Genomic DNA, 19,374 nt, shown 5'->3' with positions numbered 1-19,374 from the left:
TATATAATTTTAATCTATGCTAGCAATCTTAAGAACTTTTACAAACCCGATTAAAAATTTTGTGATAAAAAATCGCAGAATTTTTCTTTTTTCTAGTTTTGAATTAGTAATATCAGGTTTTTTAATGGCGATGTTTTTAATTATTAGCTTTTTTTTCAAAATAGCACTTCCAAAACGATTCAATATTGCCTTTGAATTACCTTTTTATGTTTTGATTGGTATAATTTTTCGTTGATTTAAAGGTTTGATTGTCGCTTTTAGCTTTGATTTTAGCAAATTATTACTAACAAATCGTGTTGTTTTTTGAACTTGGGAATATGGGATTATACCAATTTTAATCGCAATAATTTCATCCCTAATATTTAGTTTAGCTTATAGAAAAGATATTATTTTAATATTTTTGCTTTGCTTAACCTATATAATCGTAATTTTTGTTTTTTTTTATTATTTATACGCTGAAGAAAGCCAAATTAAAAAAACAGCAAAAGATTGGAAAAATCTTTTCACAAAAAAATTTGTTCTAAGTCTAATTGCAAGTTTTGGAATTATTTTATCCTTGTTTACGACGATTTTATTAATTTGATATTGGAAAACCCGAATAAAAATGTTAAAAATAGCTTTAATAACTGTTTTTGTTCTCAGTTTTTGTTTCTTAATTTTTCGTTGACTTTGGCATCCATATGCTTTTGTCCAATACTATAATCGTTTTTTAAATAGAACAGGACGAGATCGTTTAATTCAAAATTATTTCTTTTTTTATTTAACACCAATTATTTTAAAATCCACCATTTCATTCCCTATTTATGCATTAATTTTAATTCGGTTAGTCCCATTAGTACAACATTTAAATAAAAAACATAATTATCGTTGAATTTTAGGTTATTAATATTTTTTTCTAGGAAAAAATGGGCTTTCTAATTTTTTAAAATTTATTTCATTAAATTTGTCTAATTTAGTTATCATTCTAAAATTTGCCTCTTTAATTCCAATAAAATCAAGTATTTCATTAATTTTTTTAGGCATTGCAATATTTAAAAAAGTGGCTATTGCATATATTCCATTTAGAACTAAGATCAGACTTGCAGATAACTTTTGCAGGTTTTTTTCCATCCAAAGTTGCTTAATATCGAAAAATCTGTTCAGATTTTTGGCAAGTTCAATTACTATTCTAAATGCTTCTTCAATTCGAAATTGATTAAATAAATTGCAAAAATCATCAAGAGTTAGCAAAATTTTCTCATAAAAATTGATATCAATTCAATCAAGATAGTCAATTCTAAAAATTAAAGGGCTGCTAAAATATTTTAAAATAAGGGCGACTGTACGACTTATTAAATTTCCAAGTGTGTTTACAAAAAAAGAATTATAAAAATTTTCTAGTAAATTCTTGTCAAAAATGCTGTCATTATTAGTATTTATTTGGCTTGAAAAATAGAATTTGATAATTTCAGGATCAAATTCTTCAAGCAAATCAAGTGGGTTTATCACATTTCCTTTTGATTTTGACATTTTGCCCTCAGATGTAATTAGTCAGCCGTGAGTTAAAATTGTTGTTGGCAAGCGTAAATCAAGAGATTTTAGAAAAATTGGTCAATAAATACAATGAAAACGGGCAATTTCTTTGCCAACAACATGAACAATTTGTTCTGCATTATTCCAAAAATTTTCCTCTTTTGGCAAATCAAGGTTAATCTCATCACTAAAAATTGATAAATAACTAAAAAGCGCATCAAGTCAGACATAAATTGTTTGATTTGTGAATTGCTGAGAAAGAGAGATTCCTCATTTTAGGTTTTTTCTTGTAACAGATAAATTTTCAAGACCTTTTTGTAAAAAATTTTGTCTTAATTCCTTGGCAATTTTTGGATCAAAAATAAAATTCGAATTTTTATCAAGAAAATTTTCCAGCCACTTTTGAAACTTTTCTATTCTAAAAAAATAGGAATCTTCGCTAATTATTTCCATTTTTGCGCCACTTACTGGATGGTAATAACTACCATTTTTATAGATAGCTTGAGTCGAGGTTAAGAATTCTTCATCACTTATTGAATAAAACCCTTGATATTTGCCCTTAAAAATATCGTTATTTGTAGTCATTTTCATAAAAATTCTTCTAACAAAATTCTTATGACTCTCAGAAGTTGTTCTTTGAAAATAATCATAGTCAATATCAAATTTTTCTCATAAAAGTTTAAATTTTTCTACATTTTTGTTAACAAATTCTTGTGGTTCTAGATTGTTTTTTTCGGCTAACTGACTTATTTTATGGCCGTGCTCGTCAGCCCCGGTTAACATTTTAGCCTCAAAACCAGACATTTTTTTGAAATTTCTGATTACTCAGGCTAATGTCGAACTATAAAGATGTCCAATATGTAAATTTCCGCTTGCATAATAAATTGGTGTTGTTATGTAAAACTTTTTACTCATTTTTGGCCTTTCTGACGACATAGAGTTTTTGAATTTCTTTGCGATAAATATGTAAATTTTTATTTTTTGGATGCAAATATAGATTATGAAGGTAGTTTGTGCCTCATTGCCCTTTAAATTCTGCTTCAACTAAGGCAAATTTTGGGCTAGAACCAACACGGCTAATTACAAATTGTATTTTTTTTGGTTCAAAATGGTTTTGTCGCAGCAATTCAATTAAATCAACAAAACGTTCGATTGGTAAAACTAAAGCAAATTTTCCTTTTTGTTGAATAATCTTACTTGAACCGTAAATTAATTGCGCTAAATTAAGCGAAAATTCGTAAATTGCATTTAAAAATCCCTGGCTAACTTTTTTAGTTTTTTTTGTACCAATTTTAAAATAAGGTGGGTTAGCAAAAATAAGATCGTATTTTTGTAGTTGTTTTTTATTGTGTTTGGGTCAAAATTGGTTAAAATCATCGTGAATAAGATTAATTTGCTGAAGTTTTTTATTAAGTTTAATATTTTTTTTTGCTAATTTAACAGCGTTTTCGTTGATTTCAAGAGCATCAATTTTTAAAGAAACTTTTCTATGAGCAACAAAAATAGCAAGTGCCCCGTTATTTGTCCCAACTTCAAGAGCAGTTTTTATTTTTTTGTTTAGGCTAATAAAATTGCCTAGTAAAATTGTATCAACTGAGTAATTAAAGCTATTTTTATCCTGTCAAATTTTAAGATCGTCATTATAACCTAAATTATTGAGTTCAAGATTATTTTTCATAATCAAAAGTGATTAATTTTGGGTTTTTTCGGTAAAAACGACCAAATTTAGCGATTTTTTGATTGTTTAAAACAGTTGCATCAGCACTAAAATGATGACGTATTCGTAACATATATTCACCAACACCATAGGCATCAATTGGTGCATTTTGATCTTCTAGTTTTTTTATTTTTAGCGGGTTAAGTCCGGATGAAACGATAATTTTTACGTGTTTTCCATGATTTTTATCGAGTTCATGACGAAGTTTTTTAACTAATTTAGCATTAATACCAAATTCATCACTTTGCGGCGTCACAAACATTTTATCAGCAATATTTTTTGAAGTATCGATTCTAATACCAGCTAATTTTTTTCCAAACTCGGCAAGAACAGCGAGCGAATCTGTTAGTGCATCGTTATTAAAATCAACAAGTGCAACTAATTCTTTTTCAGGAAAAATTTTTGCATATGCCCGGGTAGCTTCAATTAAATTTCCTTGAAAATTTTGGATTAAAGCATGAGGCATAGAACCAAAATTTTCAGATTTTAAACTTCCAGCTTGAGCTAAATTGCTAAATAAACTAACCCCCCCTATTCGCGCGGCTTTTCCATCGATTTCATGCATTAGATAATGATCAGAACGGTCAGCCATAAAAATAATATCCTTATTATTAGCAGCCTTTTTGCATAAATAGGCGTTTGTGGCGATAGATGTTGAGCGTGCCAAAATTCCGTCAATCATTCCTTCAAAATGGCCAAAAAGATGCAAAGGTCCTTCTAGTTCAAGAACAACTTCCTTTTTGCCAAGCCGAGTTCCGTCTTTTAAATAACGAATTTTGTAATTTTTATAGTCGCTATTTGTGATTAGCAATTCCAAAACCTCATTCATTCCTGCAAGAATTGCAAACTCACGGCGTTGAAAAAACTGCAAAATTACAATGTTTTTAGGGTTAAATTTTGCAATAATTTTTTGGCTATCTAAAAAATAGTCGGATATATATTTGTTTTTATTTGATTTAGACATAATATTTATCTACCAATTATTCTCTATTTATTAAAAATAAAAACAACGAAAAGTGTTTATAAATTGCACCATATTTTCTTAGCTTGGTTTAGGTTAGTAAAAATAATAAGCTAGTAAAACTCGTAATTTTTACTCTGTATTACAAAATTTTAACATAAAAATTTTATTTTTAAAAAATTTAATTCAATTTTTTAAAAAAATAGTTTTCTAACTTTTTTATATTTTTTTTATTTAAACCCTTTAATAGGCGGGTTCACTCAAAATTTTTCTAACGAAAAGGCGCACCTTTTTTAAAAATTGCCCCTAAAAAAAAAAAAAAAAAATCAAAAAATTTTATACGATTTTTTTTACTTTCTATTTAAAATTAAGCTAAACAAAAGGAAAAGTCACAAATTTTAATACTTTACCGAAAAAATAAAAAAAAACACCTTTTTATTATAAAATTATGTTTTGCCAACATTAAATATTATAATTTTTTATTAAAAGGTGTTTTATATATTTTATATTTAAATAGTCTAAAATTTAAATTGAATTTTCCTAGAAAATATTGAACTTGTTATCAAAAACGAGATTAAATTTTGTAGCTTTTTCTCTTTCGTAACTGTGTTTTTTTTGATTTGCGATAATCCCAATTTCAATTTGATCTTCTAATTTAGGATTATGATAAACCCCGTATGAAAATTTTAAATCGGAATTGAAATTTTTCCTAATTGTTCCGAGGATATCGCTAATTTCTGATTGAAGAATTGAATTATTTGCAGTTATTGTAATTAACATTTCTTCAGATGAGAAAAGATCAAATTCAATAAAATGACTTTTAATTGCATTTTCAGTTGCAAAAACTGCTCTTTTATTACCAGCCGCAATTGCTGATGCAACAAAAACAAAGTTATTGTTAGTTAAAATTGATTCTACAATTGAATTGTTAACATTAACTAATGCATTTTTTTGGCATAATGCTTTTATTATAATTCCAATTTTTGTTTGAATGTTTGCTGTGATTAATCTAATAACATTTTCAAGAAAAAAGTCCGAGTAATATTGACTTATTTGCTCATTTGATATTATAATTAGCGAATCAACTATTTTTTTTAGTTCTAAAAGCACATCAAAACTCGTTTGTTGTCGAAATTTTGACTCCCCTTTTAAAGGATTAGTTGCTAAAATGATTACGATAATCCCCATATCTTTGGCGATTTTTGCAACAGTTAATGCTGCACCAGAACCAGTTGCTCCGCCAAGACCGACAACTAAAAATAAAATTCTAACATTAACAAGAATTGATTTAATTTCTAAACTTTTATCTGATAGAGCCTTGCTTGCTTTTTGTCAGTTATATTTAAAGTTTGATTGGTCGATGGTTAGCGAATTTTTGCAGTTAAAATTGAAATTTGTGTATTCATCGCGTGAATTAATAAAAAATTTTGGAAAACTAGCTTGATCTAAATTGACTAACTTAACAACTTTAGATCCAAAATCACCTAATCCCATTAGCATAATTTTGCTACATTTTTCCATAGTATTTTTACCTTTTTTCAATATTTATTGCTTAGTTTTTGGTTAGAATTCGTAATTTTGCTGATTTAGATCGTGGATTTTTATTTAATTCAGTAGTTTTTGGTCGAAAAACTTTCATAGAAAATTTAGGCAGTCCCTTTTGGAAAAATTCCAGCTTGTCTTTATTAACCAACTCCAAAAATGCATCTTTGACTATTTTGTCCTCTAACGAATGGAAGCTAATAATTGCAACTTTTGATCCTTGTTTTAAAAATTTTGGTAACTTTTCTAACAACTTTTGCAAAGAATCAAGTTCATTATTTACCTCAATTCGTACAGCCTGAAAAACATTTTTTATAAAATTTTTTTTTGCGAACACCAGAGCAGGAATTACTTTTTTTACAAGATTTACAAGTTCAAAAGTAGTTTTCAAAGGGCGTGAGGCAACGATTGCTTTTGTGATTTCTCGCGCGTAGCTTATTTGGCCATATTTAAAAAAAATTTCCACTAATTTTTCACTAGGATATTCGTTTAAAACCGTAAAAGCGTTAAGTTTTTGACTTTTGTCCATTCGCATATCTAAAATACAATTTTTAGAATATGAAAATCCTCGTTCTGGATCATCGATTTGTGGCGAAGAAACGCCTAAATCAACAACAAATCCATCAACAAATTCAACCCCTAACTTTTTTAAATAAAAATCAAAGTCAGAAAAATCAGATCAAATAAATTCAACGTTCTGGCTAACAGCTAATAATTTTGCCTTAGTTTCGGTTAAAGCTTGCTGGTCTTTATCAAAAACGAATAATTTTCCGGTTGTCAATTTTTCAAGAATTGCTAATGAATGACCGCCGCGTCCTAAAGTTAGATCAACATAAAATCCTTTTGGGTTAACTTGAAGTGCTAAAATAAGTTCTTCTAACAAAACTGGAATATGCATTTTATAATTCAACACCTGATTTTAGCAATTCTTTTTCAAGATCGGCGGTAATATCGCTATCAGAAAACTTTGCATAAAATTGTTCATATCTTTGTTCAGGTCAAATTTCAATTTTGTTATTAATCCCTATTAAATAAAGTTTTTTTTCGATAGTGGCTAGATCGAGTAGATTTTTTGGAATTAAAAATCTGCCTTGTCTATCAACAGAAACTTTGACTGTGTTGCCAAAAAAATATCTTGCAAAATCACGAAGTTTTGGATCAAGTAAGTTTGCTTTACCAATTTTTTGAGCAAGCAAATCAAACTCGGTCTGACTTCTGATTTCAAGAATCTTTTCCAAATTAGCTGAAATATAGAAATCGCCTTCAAGTTCATTTCGAAAAGCAGGAGGCAGCACAATTCTATTTTTTTCATCTAATATTCTAAAAACAGTTCCAAACATTTCCTATTATCTCCACTATCACCCACAATTATACACTAATACAAAAATAAAGCATTTTTTTTTTTTTTTTTTTATACAAACTTTCTTTTTAAAAAACCATTAAACAGGTTTGGTTTTTTGCTAAGAAAAAAATATTTCAGTGGTTAAAATTAACTAAAAAACACCAAAAATTTTCTAAAATTATTGTTGTTTTATCAGATTTAGTTAAATTTTTGCTATTTTTAGTTAAAAAATGGTTTTTTAATATTAAATTAAGAATTAATACATTTATTAATATTTTGACAGTTAACCAAGAGTTTTTTGAATATTTTTTTAGTAAAATTGTTTAATTTGTAAATTTAATACTAAATTATAATTTTTTAAAAAATTAGCGTTTTATCTAAAATTAAATTTCGTTAGTTCAGCGCTATATATAGCTATATAATATAAAATATAAATATATATAAATGAAAAAAGGGATCTTTTAAAATTTTAAAAAATAATGTTATTGTTAACTTTGGTTATCAAGTTTTTATTGCAAAAAGTATTTGAAGTTAAATTTTTTGTTTAATTTTTTGCCATTCATTGATTTATTAAGGCGGAAAAGTTTAATAAAATGCAGCGATTTTTATTTTATTTACCTTATTTTATCAAAAATATTTAAATTAAATTAAGACTAATGAATGTCCAACAATAAATAGAAAATCGCAAAAATTTAAGTTAAATTTATTTGTAGTTTTATGGTAAAATTTGAAAAATATTAGCAAGATAAATAAAAAAACGCTAGAAAAAGGGGTTTTTATGAATTTAAATAGCGAACACAATAAATCAAATTCCAAATTTAAGGAGTCAAAACAATCAAATTATTTTATACCTAGAAACCCTAATAGTAGCAATAATACCAAAAATCGTAATAACAACTTTGCTTCTCGTGACCATAGTTATCAGCAATATAATAATTTTCAAAAAGCAAATTATGTAAAAGATGAAAATATAAACCATCCTAATCCATTTGAAGCCGAGCCTCTAGAAATAGAAACTAATGAGAATATAAATGAATTAGAAGCTAAAAATAGTCCAGAATACTATAATCATAACGAAAATTACCAAAGTTATTCAAATTATATCGAGGATGAAAGAAGATTTTGACCTAAAACCGAGAATATAGAAAACAATTTTAATAAAAAAACAGAAAAACCAATAAAAACTACAAAAACTACAAGACAAAATTATTCAGAGCTATTACATGAAGATGAAAATCAGTTTTTTAACTATTTGTCTGATGCAAAATCTGTTGTTGAAATAACAGATTTAAATTCTAAAATGAATTATCGCGAAAAATATACAGGCTGAATTAATAGCTTTTTCCAACTAAATCAAGAAATTTTGCAAAAACATGAAAAAACAACTAAAGCTAAAATAAACATTATTGAAAAAATTTGAAGCAATATTTCTTTTACTGCTAAATCAATTTATTATTCAATTACAACTTTTTTTGTCTCTCTTTTAATGCTAATTTTTTGGTTAATTTTTGCCGATTTTAACAATTTTACTTTTTGACAATATATTGCATTTAGCAGTTCTTTTATTGTTTTTTTAATGATTATTCAAGTTCTGGTTTATTTTAATAATGCAAAAAACCGGAGAAAAAGTAAAAAACTGATTTTCTATTATACTCTTGATTCCTCGCTTTTGCTAATTAATTACTTAATAAGGCTCGTTTTTTTATTAAGTCCACTTTTTACAGATAAATTGATAGTTTTTAATTCAAGTCAACCGAATTTCCAATCATTAGAAACTGGTCTCCACACTTTAAATACAGCAAATAAATATGCTGAAATTCTATACTATATTGCGTGATTCCCAGCTTTGAGTTATTTTTTTGGAATTTGTTTTTTTATTCCTTTAAAATGATCTGAGTGTGTTCGAAATTTTTGACTTATTTTTGGGATTTTTAAAATTTTTTCTTATCTACGTTTAGTTAAAGAATATAAAACACGCAATAATAACGATAATATACGAAAAACATTAAACAAGAAATGAATTAATTTATACCAAATCGGTCGCCCTCTGAATAACTCGCTTCACCCCGCTTTTATTTATGCATATAGTCTAATCAAATCAAACCCGAATCTGCCAATCGACGAGCAGGATAAACTTGTTAGTTTTGTTTTTCATTCAGTTAATAACGATATTGCAAAACACCGCTAATTTTTTTTTTTTTTTTATTTATAAAATCTTTAAGTTCTTTGTTTGCTTACTAAAAATACAAAAAAAAAAAAAAAAAAATCCTGTCGGTTGGGTTTTAGAAACAACAGGATAGTTAATTTTTAAAAAAATATTTTTTTTATATCCTTTTTATTCTAATACTAATAAATATACTTGTTTTAGTTGTATAGTTAGTCAATGTGTTAAATTGTCTGGTACTGTATAACCATCTTGTACATCCCTATTTCATCTATCCAATTCCTTTAAACGTTCTTCTGAATATTGTTGTACCGGGTCTTTTTGCAATTCTTTTGGGATTTTGTTTTTGTCTTCTGCCCAAAGTATTTGAATTTCATCTTTAGTTTTCGGTTCCTTGCTAGTCGAGAGAATTAAAGCTTTTACTTTAGCATCTTTTTCAATAATACTGTCAGCGCCTTTCGTTTTTTTTCTGATTTGCTTTTTAAGTGATGATGAGTATATTTCAATTGCTCTAGAAATTCTATAATTTTCAGTGCTATTTTGTGTTGGCGATGAATCTTGAGTGTTTGGAGTAGTTGATTGCGAATTTGTATTCTCTTTTTGTTCAGTATTAGAATTTGGAGTAGTGGTTCCAGGAGCTGTAGCAGGAGCTTGATTGTTTTCTGTTCTATTTCAACAACTTATAGTTACACCAGCTACTGATAATAGTAGCGCTTGCGAACTTAAAAGATATCATATCTTTTTAATCTTTTTCATATTTCATACTCCTTTTTTAAAGTTAGAAAATATTTAGGTAATGCAAAAATTATATCACATTTATAATGTACAAATTTTTTTAGGTTGCTTATTTTTTCCTATTTTTGAAAATTTCACTTATTTTTCAAAAATAGGATTGGTTAAATAATTTTTTAATTTTACTGATAATTTAGTAAATCTTTTAAATTTAGACTTGAATTACTTTTTATTTGATCATGAAGATGATTTTCCTGGTCTGGATTAATATCGCTTAATATTTCGTTAAGACTTGCAATTGTTGATGCTCCGGCAAAATATAGTTCCTTTTTTGACCATTTATGAGAAATATTAACAAGACAAATAATCATTGTTAATTTAATATCGCGGGCAAAATTTGTTGCTATATATTTTTTATAATTCTCGTATAATTTTTTGGTTTTTGGCTCATCATTATCATTTTTATAAGTTTTAATCTCAAGATAAATATAATGATCTTTGTTTTTAATAATAAAATCAGGATATGAATTTGCAATTTCATAGTCTGAATTCAAATATTGGAAAGAAACACCTTCAGGTAAAGGATTTTTTGACCAAACCCGGATATTCGGAATTCCTTTAATATCATTTTCTAATTGATAGACAAAATTTTTTTCGGCCTCAGAATCAAGTATAAAATTTAGCTCGTTTTTGTTACTAAATTCTTGATAGGCAAAATTTTTATCACTAATTTTAACTTGATTATTCGTATTTTCAAAACTTAGTAAATATTCTTTTGGCAGACTTTTTGCCTCTTTTTTAATTTTATAGTTAATTTCATTTTCATCAATTTGAGTTTTTCAGGTTTGTTTATAAATTTCTTTGATTTCTGTTAAAAGATATTTATAAATAATATATCAAAAAAGTTGATATGAACATTGATTGGCAGCATTTTGATTGAGTTTTTCTCAAATTTTTTCAAAATACTGCTTAATTTTAGCGCTAAAATACTTTTTATTTTCTTGTTTTATTTTATTTAGGTAAATTTCTAACTGAATAATGTTATATATTTTTGTAGCACTATATCAACTATTGCCATATTTTACTTGATTTGCAGGGATATATTCACGAAAATTTTCTTTTTCAGCATTCCACTTTTTATTGAAATAGTCACTAATTTTTTCATCATTTAAATTATTCCAACTAGTTAAATTTTCATAGTTTTTGCAAAAATGATTATTATTAATTTTTGCAAAAACAGCTTTTTCATATTTTTCAAGATTAAATATTTCGAAAATATCATTGTTTTTCTTAAGTGATTCAATCCGACCTTCTAAAAATTTTTCATCTAAATATTTATCTTTTAATAAAATTGTTTTACTTGTTGTTTTACTATGATCAAGATTACTATAAATATAAAAATTATTTTGCTCGGAATTTTCCTTATATTCATATCTTGGATTCGGATTTCTTTTAATTCTCCCGACTGTTTGAATACTTAAATTATTTGATGTGACATTTCGTAGTTGAACTAACATACAAGCCCGCGGAATATTCCAGCCAATTGCAGGCCCAATTTTAAAAATTATTACATCAATTGCCGAAGAATTCTTTGAGATATCAGAAAGTGTATAATCTTTTTTATGCCGTAGATTAGTTTCTTTATCATTTTGGTCAAAATAACGTAGTCAACTTAGATTATTTTTTTCGAGTATTTTAATTATTTCTTTAATGTTTTTTTCAAATTCCTTAGCTTTTTCTTTATCTTTTTGACTTGAATTATCAACCTGGATTAGCATTGCCGGATTAATTCCGATTAGTCCTTTTTCGTTTTGATCATCATTATATTTTTCTTTTATGATCTTAAATTCAGCACAAGCGGTATTAAGAATCATTTCATTATCATATTCTAAGTTTGGTTTAAGCCCTAAATTATGGTTTTCTTTTGATTTTAGCAGTTTTATTTTATCCTGATTTAGTTCTTTTTCACTTAATTCGATCAGATTATGTCTTTGATCAGGGGTTGCTGTCATTTTAAGGACAAAATCCGCACTATTTTGCATTTTTTCTTCAAAAAAACGCTCATCTTTATTAGTTCTGATTTTTAGATCGCTTCCGATATGAGCCTCATCGCGGATATATACTAATTTATAATTTTTAGATTTGATCTCGACTAAAAACGATTCAATTGCTTCTTCTTGGCGAAGAATTGAATTTTTGCGAAATGAAGCCGAACCGATAATATAAACATTATCGACTTTTGCATAAAATTTATAATTTTTTTCAATTTTTGCACTTGTTTTTGTATTTGAAGGACTTTCAATACGATGAATTTTTAGATCTTTATTATTAATATAATTTTTATATTTTAGAAAACTTTCCTGGATTTGCCCAGGGAGATTAGCACTTGATAAGGTAGTAATAACAAAAACAAGTCCAAGATTAACTTGAGATTTACTTCAAGTAATTAGATAATCAATGAAATTGATCATCATAAAAGTTTTTCCAGAACCAGTTGGGGCTTTAAAATAAATTGCATCCTTTTTTTCTTCTTTAAGAGAATTACTCGCTTTTTTAAATAATCTATTAACAACTTTTTCCTGGGCATCAATTAAATACATTATTTTTTATCCTTTTTTTGGGGTAAAAGCGCAAGGAGATAGTTAAGATATTCAATTAGATTTATGTTATTTTTGCTAGAAATTCCAAAATTAGTTAACATTTTTTCTAATTTTTCAATTAATAAATTAATATCATTTTGCTTTTTGAAAACTTTTGTATTAAAATGTTTAATCCAAAAAACATCTAAATTTGATCTATAAGGTTGATTTTTCTTGATCCAGTCAAAATTTTGCTCTTTTTTTGTTGAAAAACCGTGATTTATTCGAAAAAGTCTTTCATAAGTTACATTTTGGGCAATTTGATTTTGATTATTAGTTATCAGAGTAAAACTGCGAGTACCACCATCTTGGGAATTTAGTTCTAAAACTGCCTGACCAGTTGTCCCCGAACCGGCAAAAAAGTCAAGAATTCTTGTGTTTTTTTTATCAGAGCAAATATTTATTAAATATTTTATTAACTCAATTGGTTTTGCAAAATTAAATACTGTTTTATCAAAAAATACTTCTGTTATCTCATTTGCTGATTTTGTTGTATAAAAACCATTTTTAAGGCGATTATAATTTTTATCAATTACATTATTAAATCTTCTGCCAGCTGTTTCTGTTTCGACTAGTAAAGTTTTTGGATTAAATTTGACAAATTGATATTGTTTTCTTTTAGCGACTCAAAAACCTTCATTGTTTTTAATTACTTGAATAAAACCTTGCTTTTTTCCTGCTAGATAAGTTTTATACGATCAAGTATAGCGCGCGCTTTTTGGTTTTTTGATATTTGTATATAATTTAAAAAAGCTGCCATCGGGGGCTTTAATTTCATAGTCAAGACTTTCAAGATACTGAAAACTTGAAGCACTTGAGCCGCGGTGAAGATCTACTAGCCGATAATAGCCCCTTTGCTCAAAATATTCATCTTTTAAAATAAAACCTGATTTTGTAAATGAATCACTGTCATGTTTTAAATAGTTAAATACTTTTTTTGTTTTATTTTTAGCATAACATAGAATATATTCGGTTATTGTATCAATTAAATATTGCGAACTTGTATTTCCACTAGGCCCGGTTTTTTTCATTCAAACTAAATTAGCAACAAAATTTTCTTCCCCGAAAATTTCATCCATTAAAACTTTTAAATAAGCCTGTTCGGCATCATCGATTGAAACAAAAATTATTCCATCATCTTTTAGAAGATCCTTTGCTAATTTTAATCTTTCATTCATTAAATTTAGTCAGCCATTACGCGAAAATTTATCACGATAGATAAATTTACTTGCTTTTATATCTTCTTTTTCATTAGCAATTGAATTCCCATCATTTTTACTTGCCTCGGTATTATAAGGCGGATCGATATAGATTATATCAAAGCCGCCTCTCTCTCTCTCTCTCTCTCTCTCTCTCGATTACTAATAAATTTTTTAGTCCATCATAATTCTCACCAATAATTAAGGTATTTTGATTTGAATTATTTTCATTGAATTTAAAACTAAGATTTTCATCTTTTTCTAAAATAGCAACAGTATTTGTATCACTTTCGGGGGCAGAATCAAAGCGAAATCCGGTTTTAACTCGTTGAACGACAAATTGATAGACATATTCAAGTTTATTATCCGGGAATTTTTCAAGAATTTCATAGGCTAATTTTTTTTGGTCTAAATTTAGCTCTTTTGATGAAATTTCATCTAATTTTTGTTTGTAGATTTCTAATAAATTTGGGATTTTTGAATCTGTCATTGAAAATTTCCTTTGTAAATACAATTTTTATTTTAAACATTATAATATATTTTATTAAATTAATTATTAATATATTTGTTTAATTTGAATTTAAAAGTTAAATTTGATAAAGCTAAAAAAAAAAAAAAAAAAAACTAAATTTTTTTGCTAAATTTTTAAAAAAATGTGTGATTTTATTTTTTATGAAAAAACTTTACTAATCTAAATTCAAAGAATAATAACACTTAAAAATTATTTATCTTATTTATTTTTTTAAATTTAATTAAATATTTTAAAAAAATTAAATATTTTAAAAAAATGATATAATCAAAACAAAAATTAAAAAAATAACATAAACAAATCTAAAAAAGAAGACAAAATAAGGAAAAAATCCATATACATTTGGTTTAAAATAATTTGAATATTTATTTCAAAATTTAATTTTCTTTATATATTTTTTTTCTTAATAAAAATTCAAAAATTGGAGAATTATATGCTTAAAGTAAAAAAATTTTTTCAATTTTCATTTGCGATAGGTACAATAACTTCGTTAGTTTTTGTACCTATTTTTTCATTTAATCAAAATAAAAACTTAATTAATAATGAAAAATTAGCAACAATAAATTTTGCAAGTAAAAAATTTGTTGTTAATGATTGGAAAATTCCAACTTCCAAATCTACTGATGGAAAAAAATTATCAGACAAGGTATCTGATACAATTGAATTAAAACTATATTTAGATGTTTTTAATGAAAAAGGAAATTTAGATGAAAGAATAGATTCTCTTCTAAATAAAATAAAAAGAGGCTTTAAAAACAAAAACATAAATTGAAAAATTCAAACTAGTGCAATGCTACCTATTGTTTGATTTTACTTTAATGATGTAGAAAAATCTAAAGAATTTATCAAATATGTTGATACATTAGATTTTGTAAAAAGAATTGTTTTTTATAAAAAAGTTATTATCAAAAATAATGATGTAGTTTCCCAAAATGAACAGAATGGCTATTATATTTCTAGATTTTCAGACATTAATAAAAAACTACTTTTAAAAGAAATAAATTTAAATCCTGAAAAGCAAACAGAATTTTTTAAATATCACAGAAAAGGTTCAAAAATAGTAATTTTAGAAGTAGGTACAACTCAATTACAAAGAAATTATAAATTTGTACATACACCTGAAGTTAAATTATTTACTCCAGAAAATTTAAATGATACACATGGGACTAATGTATCAATGGTTGCAGCAGGTAAAAACGGAATAAATTCAAATGGACAAATTTATTTCACAAGTTTTAGTTCTAATAACTTTAATTGACAAAACGCTCTTGAATGATTGGTTTTAAAAAATAATGTAAAGTTTATTAACCATAGCTATGGACCAACTGCTGATTACTCTCTCCCTTATGATGATGATAGTTTTTTCATAGATTATATTTCAAGAAAATATGGTGTAGTTAATGTTTTCGCTGCTGGAAATGGTCATAACAAACAAAATAAAAAAGGGAAATGAATTGACAGCACTCAATTAGCATATAACGCAATTTCTGTCGGATCAACAAAATATAGAGAAAACTCTTTTTTAAATGACATTGAAATTTCGAACTTTTCTAACAGAGAACTAGAGTCTAACCATTTAAACTTACCTAAACCTTTAGTTGTTGCACCAGGGGAGATACTCTTAGAGAATAATGATGAAATCAGAGGTACTAGTTTTGCTGCTCCTGTAGTTACTGGTGCTATTTCATATATTTTTGATAAATTTTCTTGATTAAATAATGATCAATTTAGAGTACCATCTGCAATGTCTATTCTAGCTGCCTCTGCACATTTACCTAAATACAAAAATTTAAATAAAAAAGGAAATGGTTTTGATTCAACTTATGGAGCAGGTTTAATAGATGTTGAAAAAATGCAAGAAGCAGCTTGAAATATTAATACTAAATCTGTTATTAAATCCGATGTGGATGGCGGTATATTTGAAAGCTTACATTTAAATTTACAAGCTGGAGAACAAATAAATATAGCACTTAGTTGAATGTTTAACTCAGGATTGCTAAAAGAAAACGAGAATAAACCAGAATTACAACATCCAAATTGATGAGAATGATTATTTCCAACATGAGCACTTGCAAAACAAACTGCTCAGGGAATTGATTATGAACTAAAACTAAGCGATTGAAAAAGTAAACATATAAACGAAAATAGATTGAAACTTGAAGAAACTAAAAAACGTCAAAATCAAGCTTTATTCACTGACTATGATTTAGTATTAGAAAAATTAGATAGTAGAGGATATTGACAAAGTGTAAGTTCATCATTAAGTATCAACAGTAATGTAGAATTAATTAAATTTAAAGTTCAAGATTCTGGAATTTATAGATATATAGTTAAAAAATACAAAAGTTCTTTATTTGAAAATTCAGTAGATGATTCTATTGCAGTGACACATACTGTATTTAAGGAAAACTAATATGAATAAAAAGAGGAAAATATCTTTACAAATTCGCAAAATTTTATCAAGTGTTGTCTTAATTCCAACAATAGGATTGTTTACTTTAGCATGCAAAAATAAAGAGTTTTTAAACCAAAAAAAAGATAATTTTTTTGATAATAATGTAGTAAAAAAAATTAATGATAATTTTGAAGAATATCAAAGAAAATATTTTATGAATTCATATTGACTTCATAGAGAAACACTGAAATATTTAGACAAAGTTGAGCAACCATTTCCATCCGAATTTTACTTTAAATCAAATTTAAGTGAAAATGAACAAAGAATTCGAAATGAAAATCAACAAAAATTTGATAATTATTTTAAAACAAATAAAGCTACTAATTACACACTAAAAACCAAAGAAGAATTTGAAAATTTAGATTCAAATATTTTAAAACCTATTTTTAAAAATTATTTAAGTAAATTTTTTCCTAATCAAAATATAGAACAAATTTTTGATCAATATAATTTATATTATTTTGTAAAAGAAAGTGAAATATATTCATTTGGTCTTTCAAAAACAGATTTAGGTTGATGATGATTTGATTCATTAAAATTCAATAAGCTATATTTTATAGAGCCTCCACAACGTCCCATAGTTCATACTATGGTTCCATATACAGGCGCACAAATTAATATTGTTGCTTTTAAAAAATCTGAAAATATAGAATTTTTTGAAAGTAGCAACATAGATACCATTATGAAATTGATTTAAATATAATTTCGTATTTTCTAAATTAGCTAGAATTAAAAATTTAAAAAATAAATTTAGTAGTAAGTCAATTTGTTTGAAATATTACAATTCTAGATTTACTAATTTGCTTCAAAAATGAAGGAAAATGCTAATTTAAATATATTTTTTCAATAAATTAAAAAATTTGTACACTGTAAGAAAGGATTAAAATATGTCTAAAACGAAGAAAATTTTATTACTTTTATCAACAATTATTTCTGTTTCTATATCTGCTGTTTCCATTTATTATTTAAGTTTATATTATAAACTTGATCAACCCAACTATGTTAATCTATCAGATGAAGAAGAAAAACAGTTAATCTATTTAAAAAATTCATTTAATGAATTTATATTTAAAAAAATTCAAAATAATTTTAATAAATATCAAAAAGAATATTTCATGAGTACTTATTGAGTTAATCAAGATACTTTAGAAAGTAGTGACCAACTTGATTCTCACATCCAAAAAACAGAATCCAATACAGATGAAGAAAAAAATAAAATTCAAGAAAACATAGATAAATATTCAGATTTTTTTAACAAAAATAAAGAAATCCCTCGTACATTAACTTTAAAAACAGAGTTTGATAATTTAGATTCGAACATTGTAAAACCTGTATTTGAAAAATATTTAACAAAATTTTTTCCTAATCAAAGTGTAGAGCAAGTACTACAAACATATAACTTATATTATTTTGTAAAGAATAGCTCTTTCTCGAATTTCACATTAAGCTCTTCTAGAATGGGTTGATGGAATCTAGATTTTCTTAAAGATAAAAAATTATATTTTGTAAATTATTATCCATGACCGCAAGAATCAAGCGATACCAATAATGGTGCAACTATAAGTATAATAGCCTTTAAAAAAGAAGACAATATTGCCTTTAATAATGAAACAGATTGAAAAACTCTTTTACAAGAATGGAAGGGGCTACCTTGAGACAAAAAAACAAATGAAAATTAAAGTTTTCTTGATTTGCTAATGATATTAGCCAAGAAAAAAGAACTAAAATAACAAAACCTATCAAAATCTCACTGTTAGTTTTATGATCTTATTTGATAATATTTACAATTTCGATGAGTAGTGTAGCTTTATTCTTGTGAAATCGTATTCCGCAAGAGCAAAAATATAAAATAGATTTAAATTTATTAAAAACCAAAACTTATCAACAATCATTTTTAAAAAATTATTTTAATAATTTCTTTCTTAAAAAAAGCGAAGACAACTTTGCAGAATATCAAAAAAAATATTTTATGAATTCATATTGAATTTTTAAAGACACTTTAAAAAGTAGTGATAAATTAAATTCAAATGTAAAAGAATTTGTTGCTGATTCAACTATAAACAACAATTCAATAAAAGAAAATGAACAAAAATTTGATAATTTTTTTGCTCAGAATAAATTTAAAACTTTTACATTAACAAATGTAAATGAATTTAATAAACTAGATTCTAATGTCTTAAAGCCAGTATTAGAAAAATATATAAATAAATTCTTTGAAAATCAAAGCATTGAAAATATATTGTCAAAATATAATTTATATTTAGCAGTAGAAAAACTTAATTTAAGCTTTTTTAACCTTTATTCTTCTAATATGGGTCAGTGATATTTAGATTTTGAAAAATCTAAAAAATTATATTTTGTAAATAGCAATAGCAATAATTTAATTCCTAGAATCGAAAATAACAAAGGAGCTCAAATCAGTGTTATTGCCATTAAAAAAGAAGAGCAAATTACATTATTTCAAGAAACTGATATAGAAAAAGTAATGAAAGATTTAGGGAAAATATAAAAAAATTATTTAATTTTTAAAAGTATTATTAAGTATTTACAACTGATTAAATACAACTGCAAATCGTAAGTTT

The 19,374-nt window shown here is 25.7% G+C and carries 16 protein-coding genes; 6 read left to right on the top strand and 10 right to left on the bottom strand.

Features of this window, described 5'->3' with window-relative positions:
- The first annotated feature begins 16 nt into the window (after nt 1-16).
- Complete coding sequence (locus tag MYF_RS01575) at nt 17-886, top strand: ECF transporter S component (RefSeq protein ID WP_002557517.1); 870 nt, start codon at nt 17-19, stop codon at nt 884-886.
- Here the strand turns inward: MYF_RS01575 and metG are convergent.
- From metG to MYF_RS01545, 6 genes are all read right to left on the bottom strand, one after another.
- Nucleotides 883-2,427 (bottom strand): methionine--tRNA ligase, encoded by a 1,545-nt coding sequence (metG, locus tag MYF_RS01570; RefSeq protein WP_002557516.1) that lies wholly within the window; start codon nt 2,425-2,427, stop codon nt 883-885. The two genes, MYF_RS01575 and metG, sit on opposite strands and share 4 nt — an antisense overlap.
- Nucleotides 2,420-3,190 carry a tRNA1(Val) (adenine(37)-N6)-methyltransferase gene (locus MYF_RS01565; RefSeq protein WP_002557515.1) on the bottom strand — a complete coding sequence of 257 codons (771 nt, stop codon included), beginning with the start codon at nt 3,188-3,190 and terminating at the stop codon, nt 2,420-2,422. Before MYF_RS01565 ends, metG begins: the two co-directional genes overlap by 8 nt.
- The gene (locus tag MYF_RS01560; RefSeq protein WP_002557514.1) at nt 3,180-4,193 is read right to left on the bottom strand and encodes a nicotinate phosphoribosyltransferase; all 1,014 of its coding nucleotides are present in this window, start codon (nt 4,191-4,193) and stop codon (nt 3,180-3,182) included. The genes MYF_RS01565 and MYF_RS01560 overlap by 11 nt, the downstream gene beginning before the upstream one ends.
- Nucleotides 4,194-4,730: 537 nt before the next feature.
- Nucleotides 4,731-5,690 carry an FtsZ/tubulin family protein gene (locus MYF_RS01555; RefSeq protein ID WP_236681771.1) on the bottom strand — a complete coding sequence of 320 codons (960 nt, stop codon included), beginning with the start codon at nt 5,688-5,690 and terminating at the stop codon, nt 4,731-4,733.
- A 52-nt stretch (nt 5,691-5,742) separates the two neighbouring features.
- Nucleotides 5,743-6,630, bottom strand: a complete 888-nt coding sequence (rsmH, locus tag MYF_RS01550) for a 16S rRNA (cytosine(1402)-N(4))-methyltransferase RsmH (RefSeq protein ID WP_002557511.1) — start codon at nt 6,628-6,630, stop codon at nt 5,743-5,745.
- Nucleotide 6,631: 1 nt separating this feature from the next.
- Nucleotides 6,632-7,072, bottom strand: a complete 441-nt coding sequence (locus MYF_RS01545) for a division/cell wall cluster transcriptional repressor MraZ (RefSeq protein WP_002557510.1) — start codon at nt 7,070-7,072, stop codon at nt 6,632-6,634.
- A gap of 780 nt (nt 7,073-7,852) precedes the next feature.
- Here MYF_RS01545 and MYF_RS01540 point away from each other — a divergent pair.
- Entirely contained in the window at nt 7,853-9,262 is a 1,410-nt protein-coding gene (locus tag MYF_RS01540) for a hypothetical protein (RefSeq protein WP_002557509.1), read from the top strand.
- 147 nt (nt 9,263-9,409) lie between these two features.
- Here the strand turns inward: MYF_RS01540 and MYF_RS01535 are convergent, their stop codons facing one another.
- The 4 genes from MYF_RS01535 to MYF_RS01520 form a co-directional block, all read right to left on the bottom strand.
- Nucleotides 9,410-9,994 (bottom strand): hypothetical protein, encoded by a 585-nt coding sequence (locus MYF_RS01535; RefSeq protein ID WP_002557508.1) that lies wholly within the window; start codon nt 9,992-9,994, stop codon nt 9,410-9,412.
- A gap of 158 nt (nt 9,995-10,152) precedes the next feature.
- Nucleotides 10,153-12,570, bottom strand: a complete 2,418-nt coding sequence (locus MYF_RS01530; RefSeq protein ID WP_002557507.1) for a DEAD/DEAH box helicase family protein — start codon at nt 12,568-12,570, stop codon at nt 10,153-10,155.
- Nucleotides 12,570-13,868 carry a site-specific DNA-methyltransferase gene (locus tag MYF_RS01525; protein WP_236681788.1) on the bottom strand — a complete coding sequence of 433 codons (1,299 nt, stop codon included), beginning with the start codon at nt 13,866-13,868 and terminating at the stop codon, nt 12,570-12,572. The genes MYF_RS01530 and MYF_RS01525 overlap by 1 nt, the downstream gene beginning before the upstream one ends.
- Nucleotides 13,869-13,899: 31 nt before the next feature.
- Complete coding sequence (locus MYF_RS01520) at nt 13,900-14,298, bottom strand: hypothetical protein (RefSeq protein ID WP_039387605.1); 399 nt, start codon at nt 14,296-14,298, stop codon at nt 13,900-13,902.
- Nucleotides 14,299-14,770: 472 nt separating this feature from the next.
- Between MYF_RS01520 and MYF_RS01515 the strand changes: the two genes are divergently transcribed.
- The 4 genes from MYF_RS01515 to MYF_RS01500 all read left to right on the top strand — a co-directional run bounded on the left by MYF_RS01515 (nt 14,771) and on the right by MYF_RS01500 (nt 19,301).
- Nucleotides 14,771-16,750, top strand: coding sequence for a S8 family serine peptidase (locus MYF_RS01515; protein WP_039387603.1), 1,980 nt, complete (start codon nt 14,771-14,773; stop codon nt 16,748-16,750).
- Between the two features lies 1 nt (nt 16,751).
- A complete protein-coding gene (locus MYF_RS01510; RefSeq protein ID WP_002557994.1) occupies nt 16,752-17,489 on the top strand; it encodes a hypothetical protein in 738 nt (245 codons plus the stop codon).
- A gap of 190 nt (nt 17,490-17,679) precedes the next feature.
- Nucleotides 17,680-18,471 (top strand): hypothetical protein, encoded by a 792-nt coding sequence (locus MYF_RS01505; RefSeq protein WP_002557993.1) that lies wholly within the window; start codon nt 17,680-17,682, stop codon nt 18,469-18,471.
- The gene (locus tag MYF_RS01500; protein ID WP_002557992.1) at nt 18,444-19,301 is read left to right on the top strand and encodes a hypothetical protein; all 858 of its coding nucleotides are present in this window, start codon (nt 18,444-18,446) and stop codon (nt 19,299-19,301) included. The genes MYF_RS01505 and MYF_RS01500 overlap by 28 nt, the downstream gene beginning before the upstream one ends.
- Nucleotides 19,302-19,374: the final 73 nt, after the last annotated feature.

The organism is Mesomycoplasma flocculare ATCC 27399, from assembly GCF_000815065.1.
Lineage (GTDB): Bacteria > Bacillota_I > Bacilli_A > Mycoplasmatales > Metamycoplasmataceae > Mesomycoplasma > Mesomycoplasma flocculare.
Note: the sequence above shows the minus strand (reverse complement) of the source record. Positions and strands in the feature narration are given on the sequence as shown.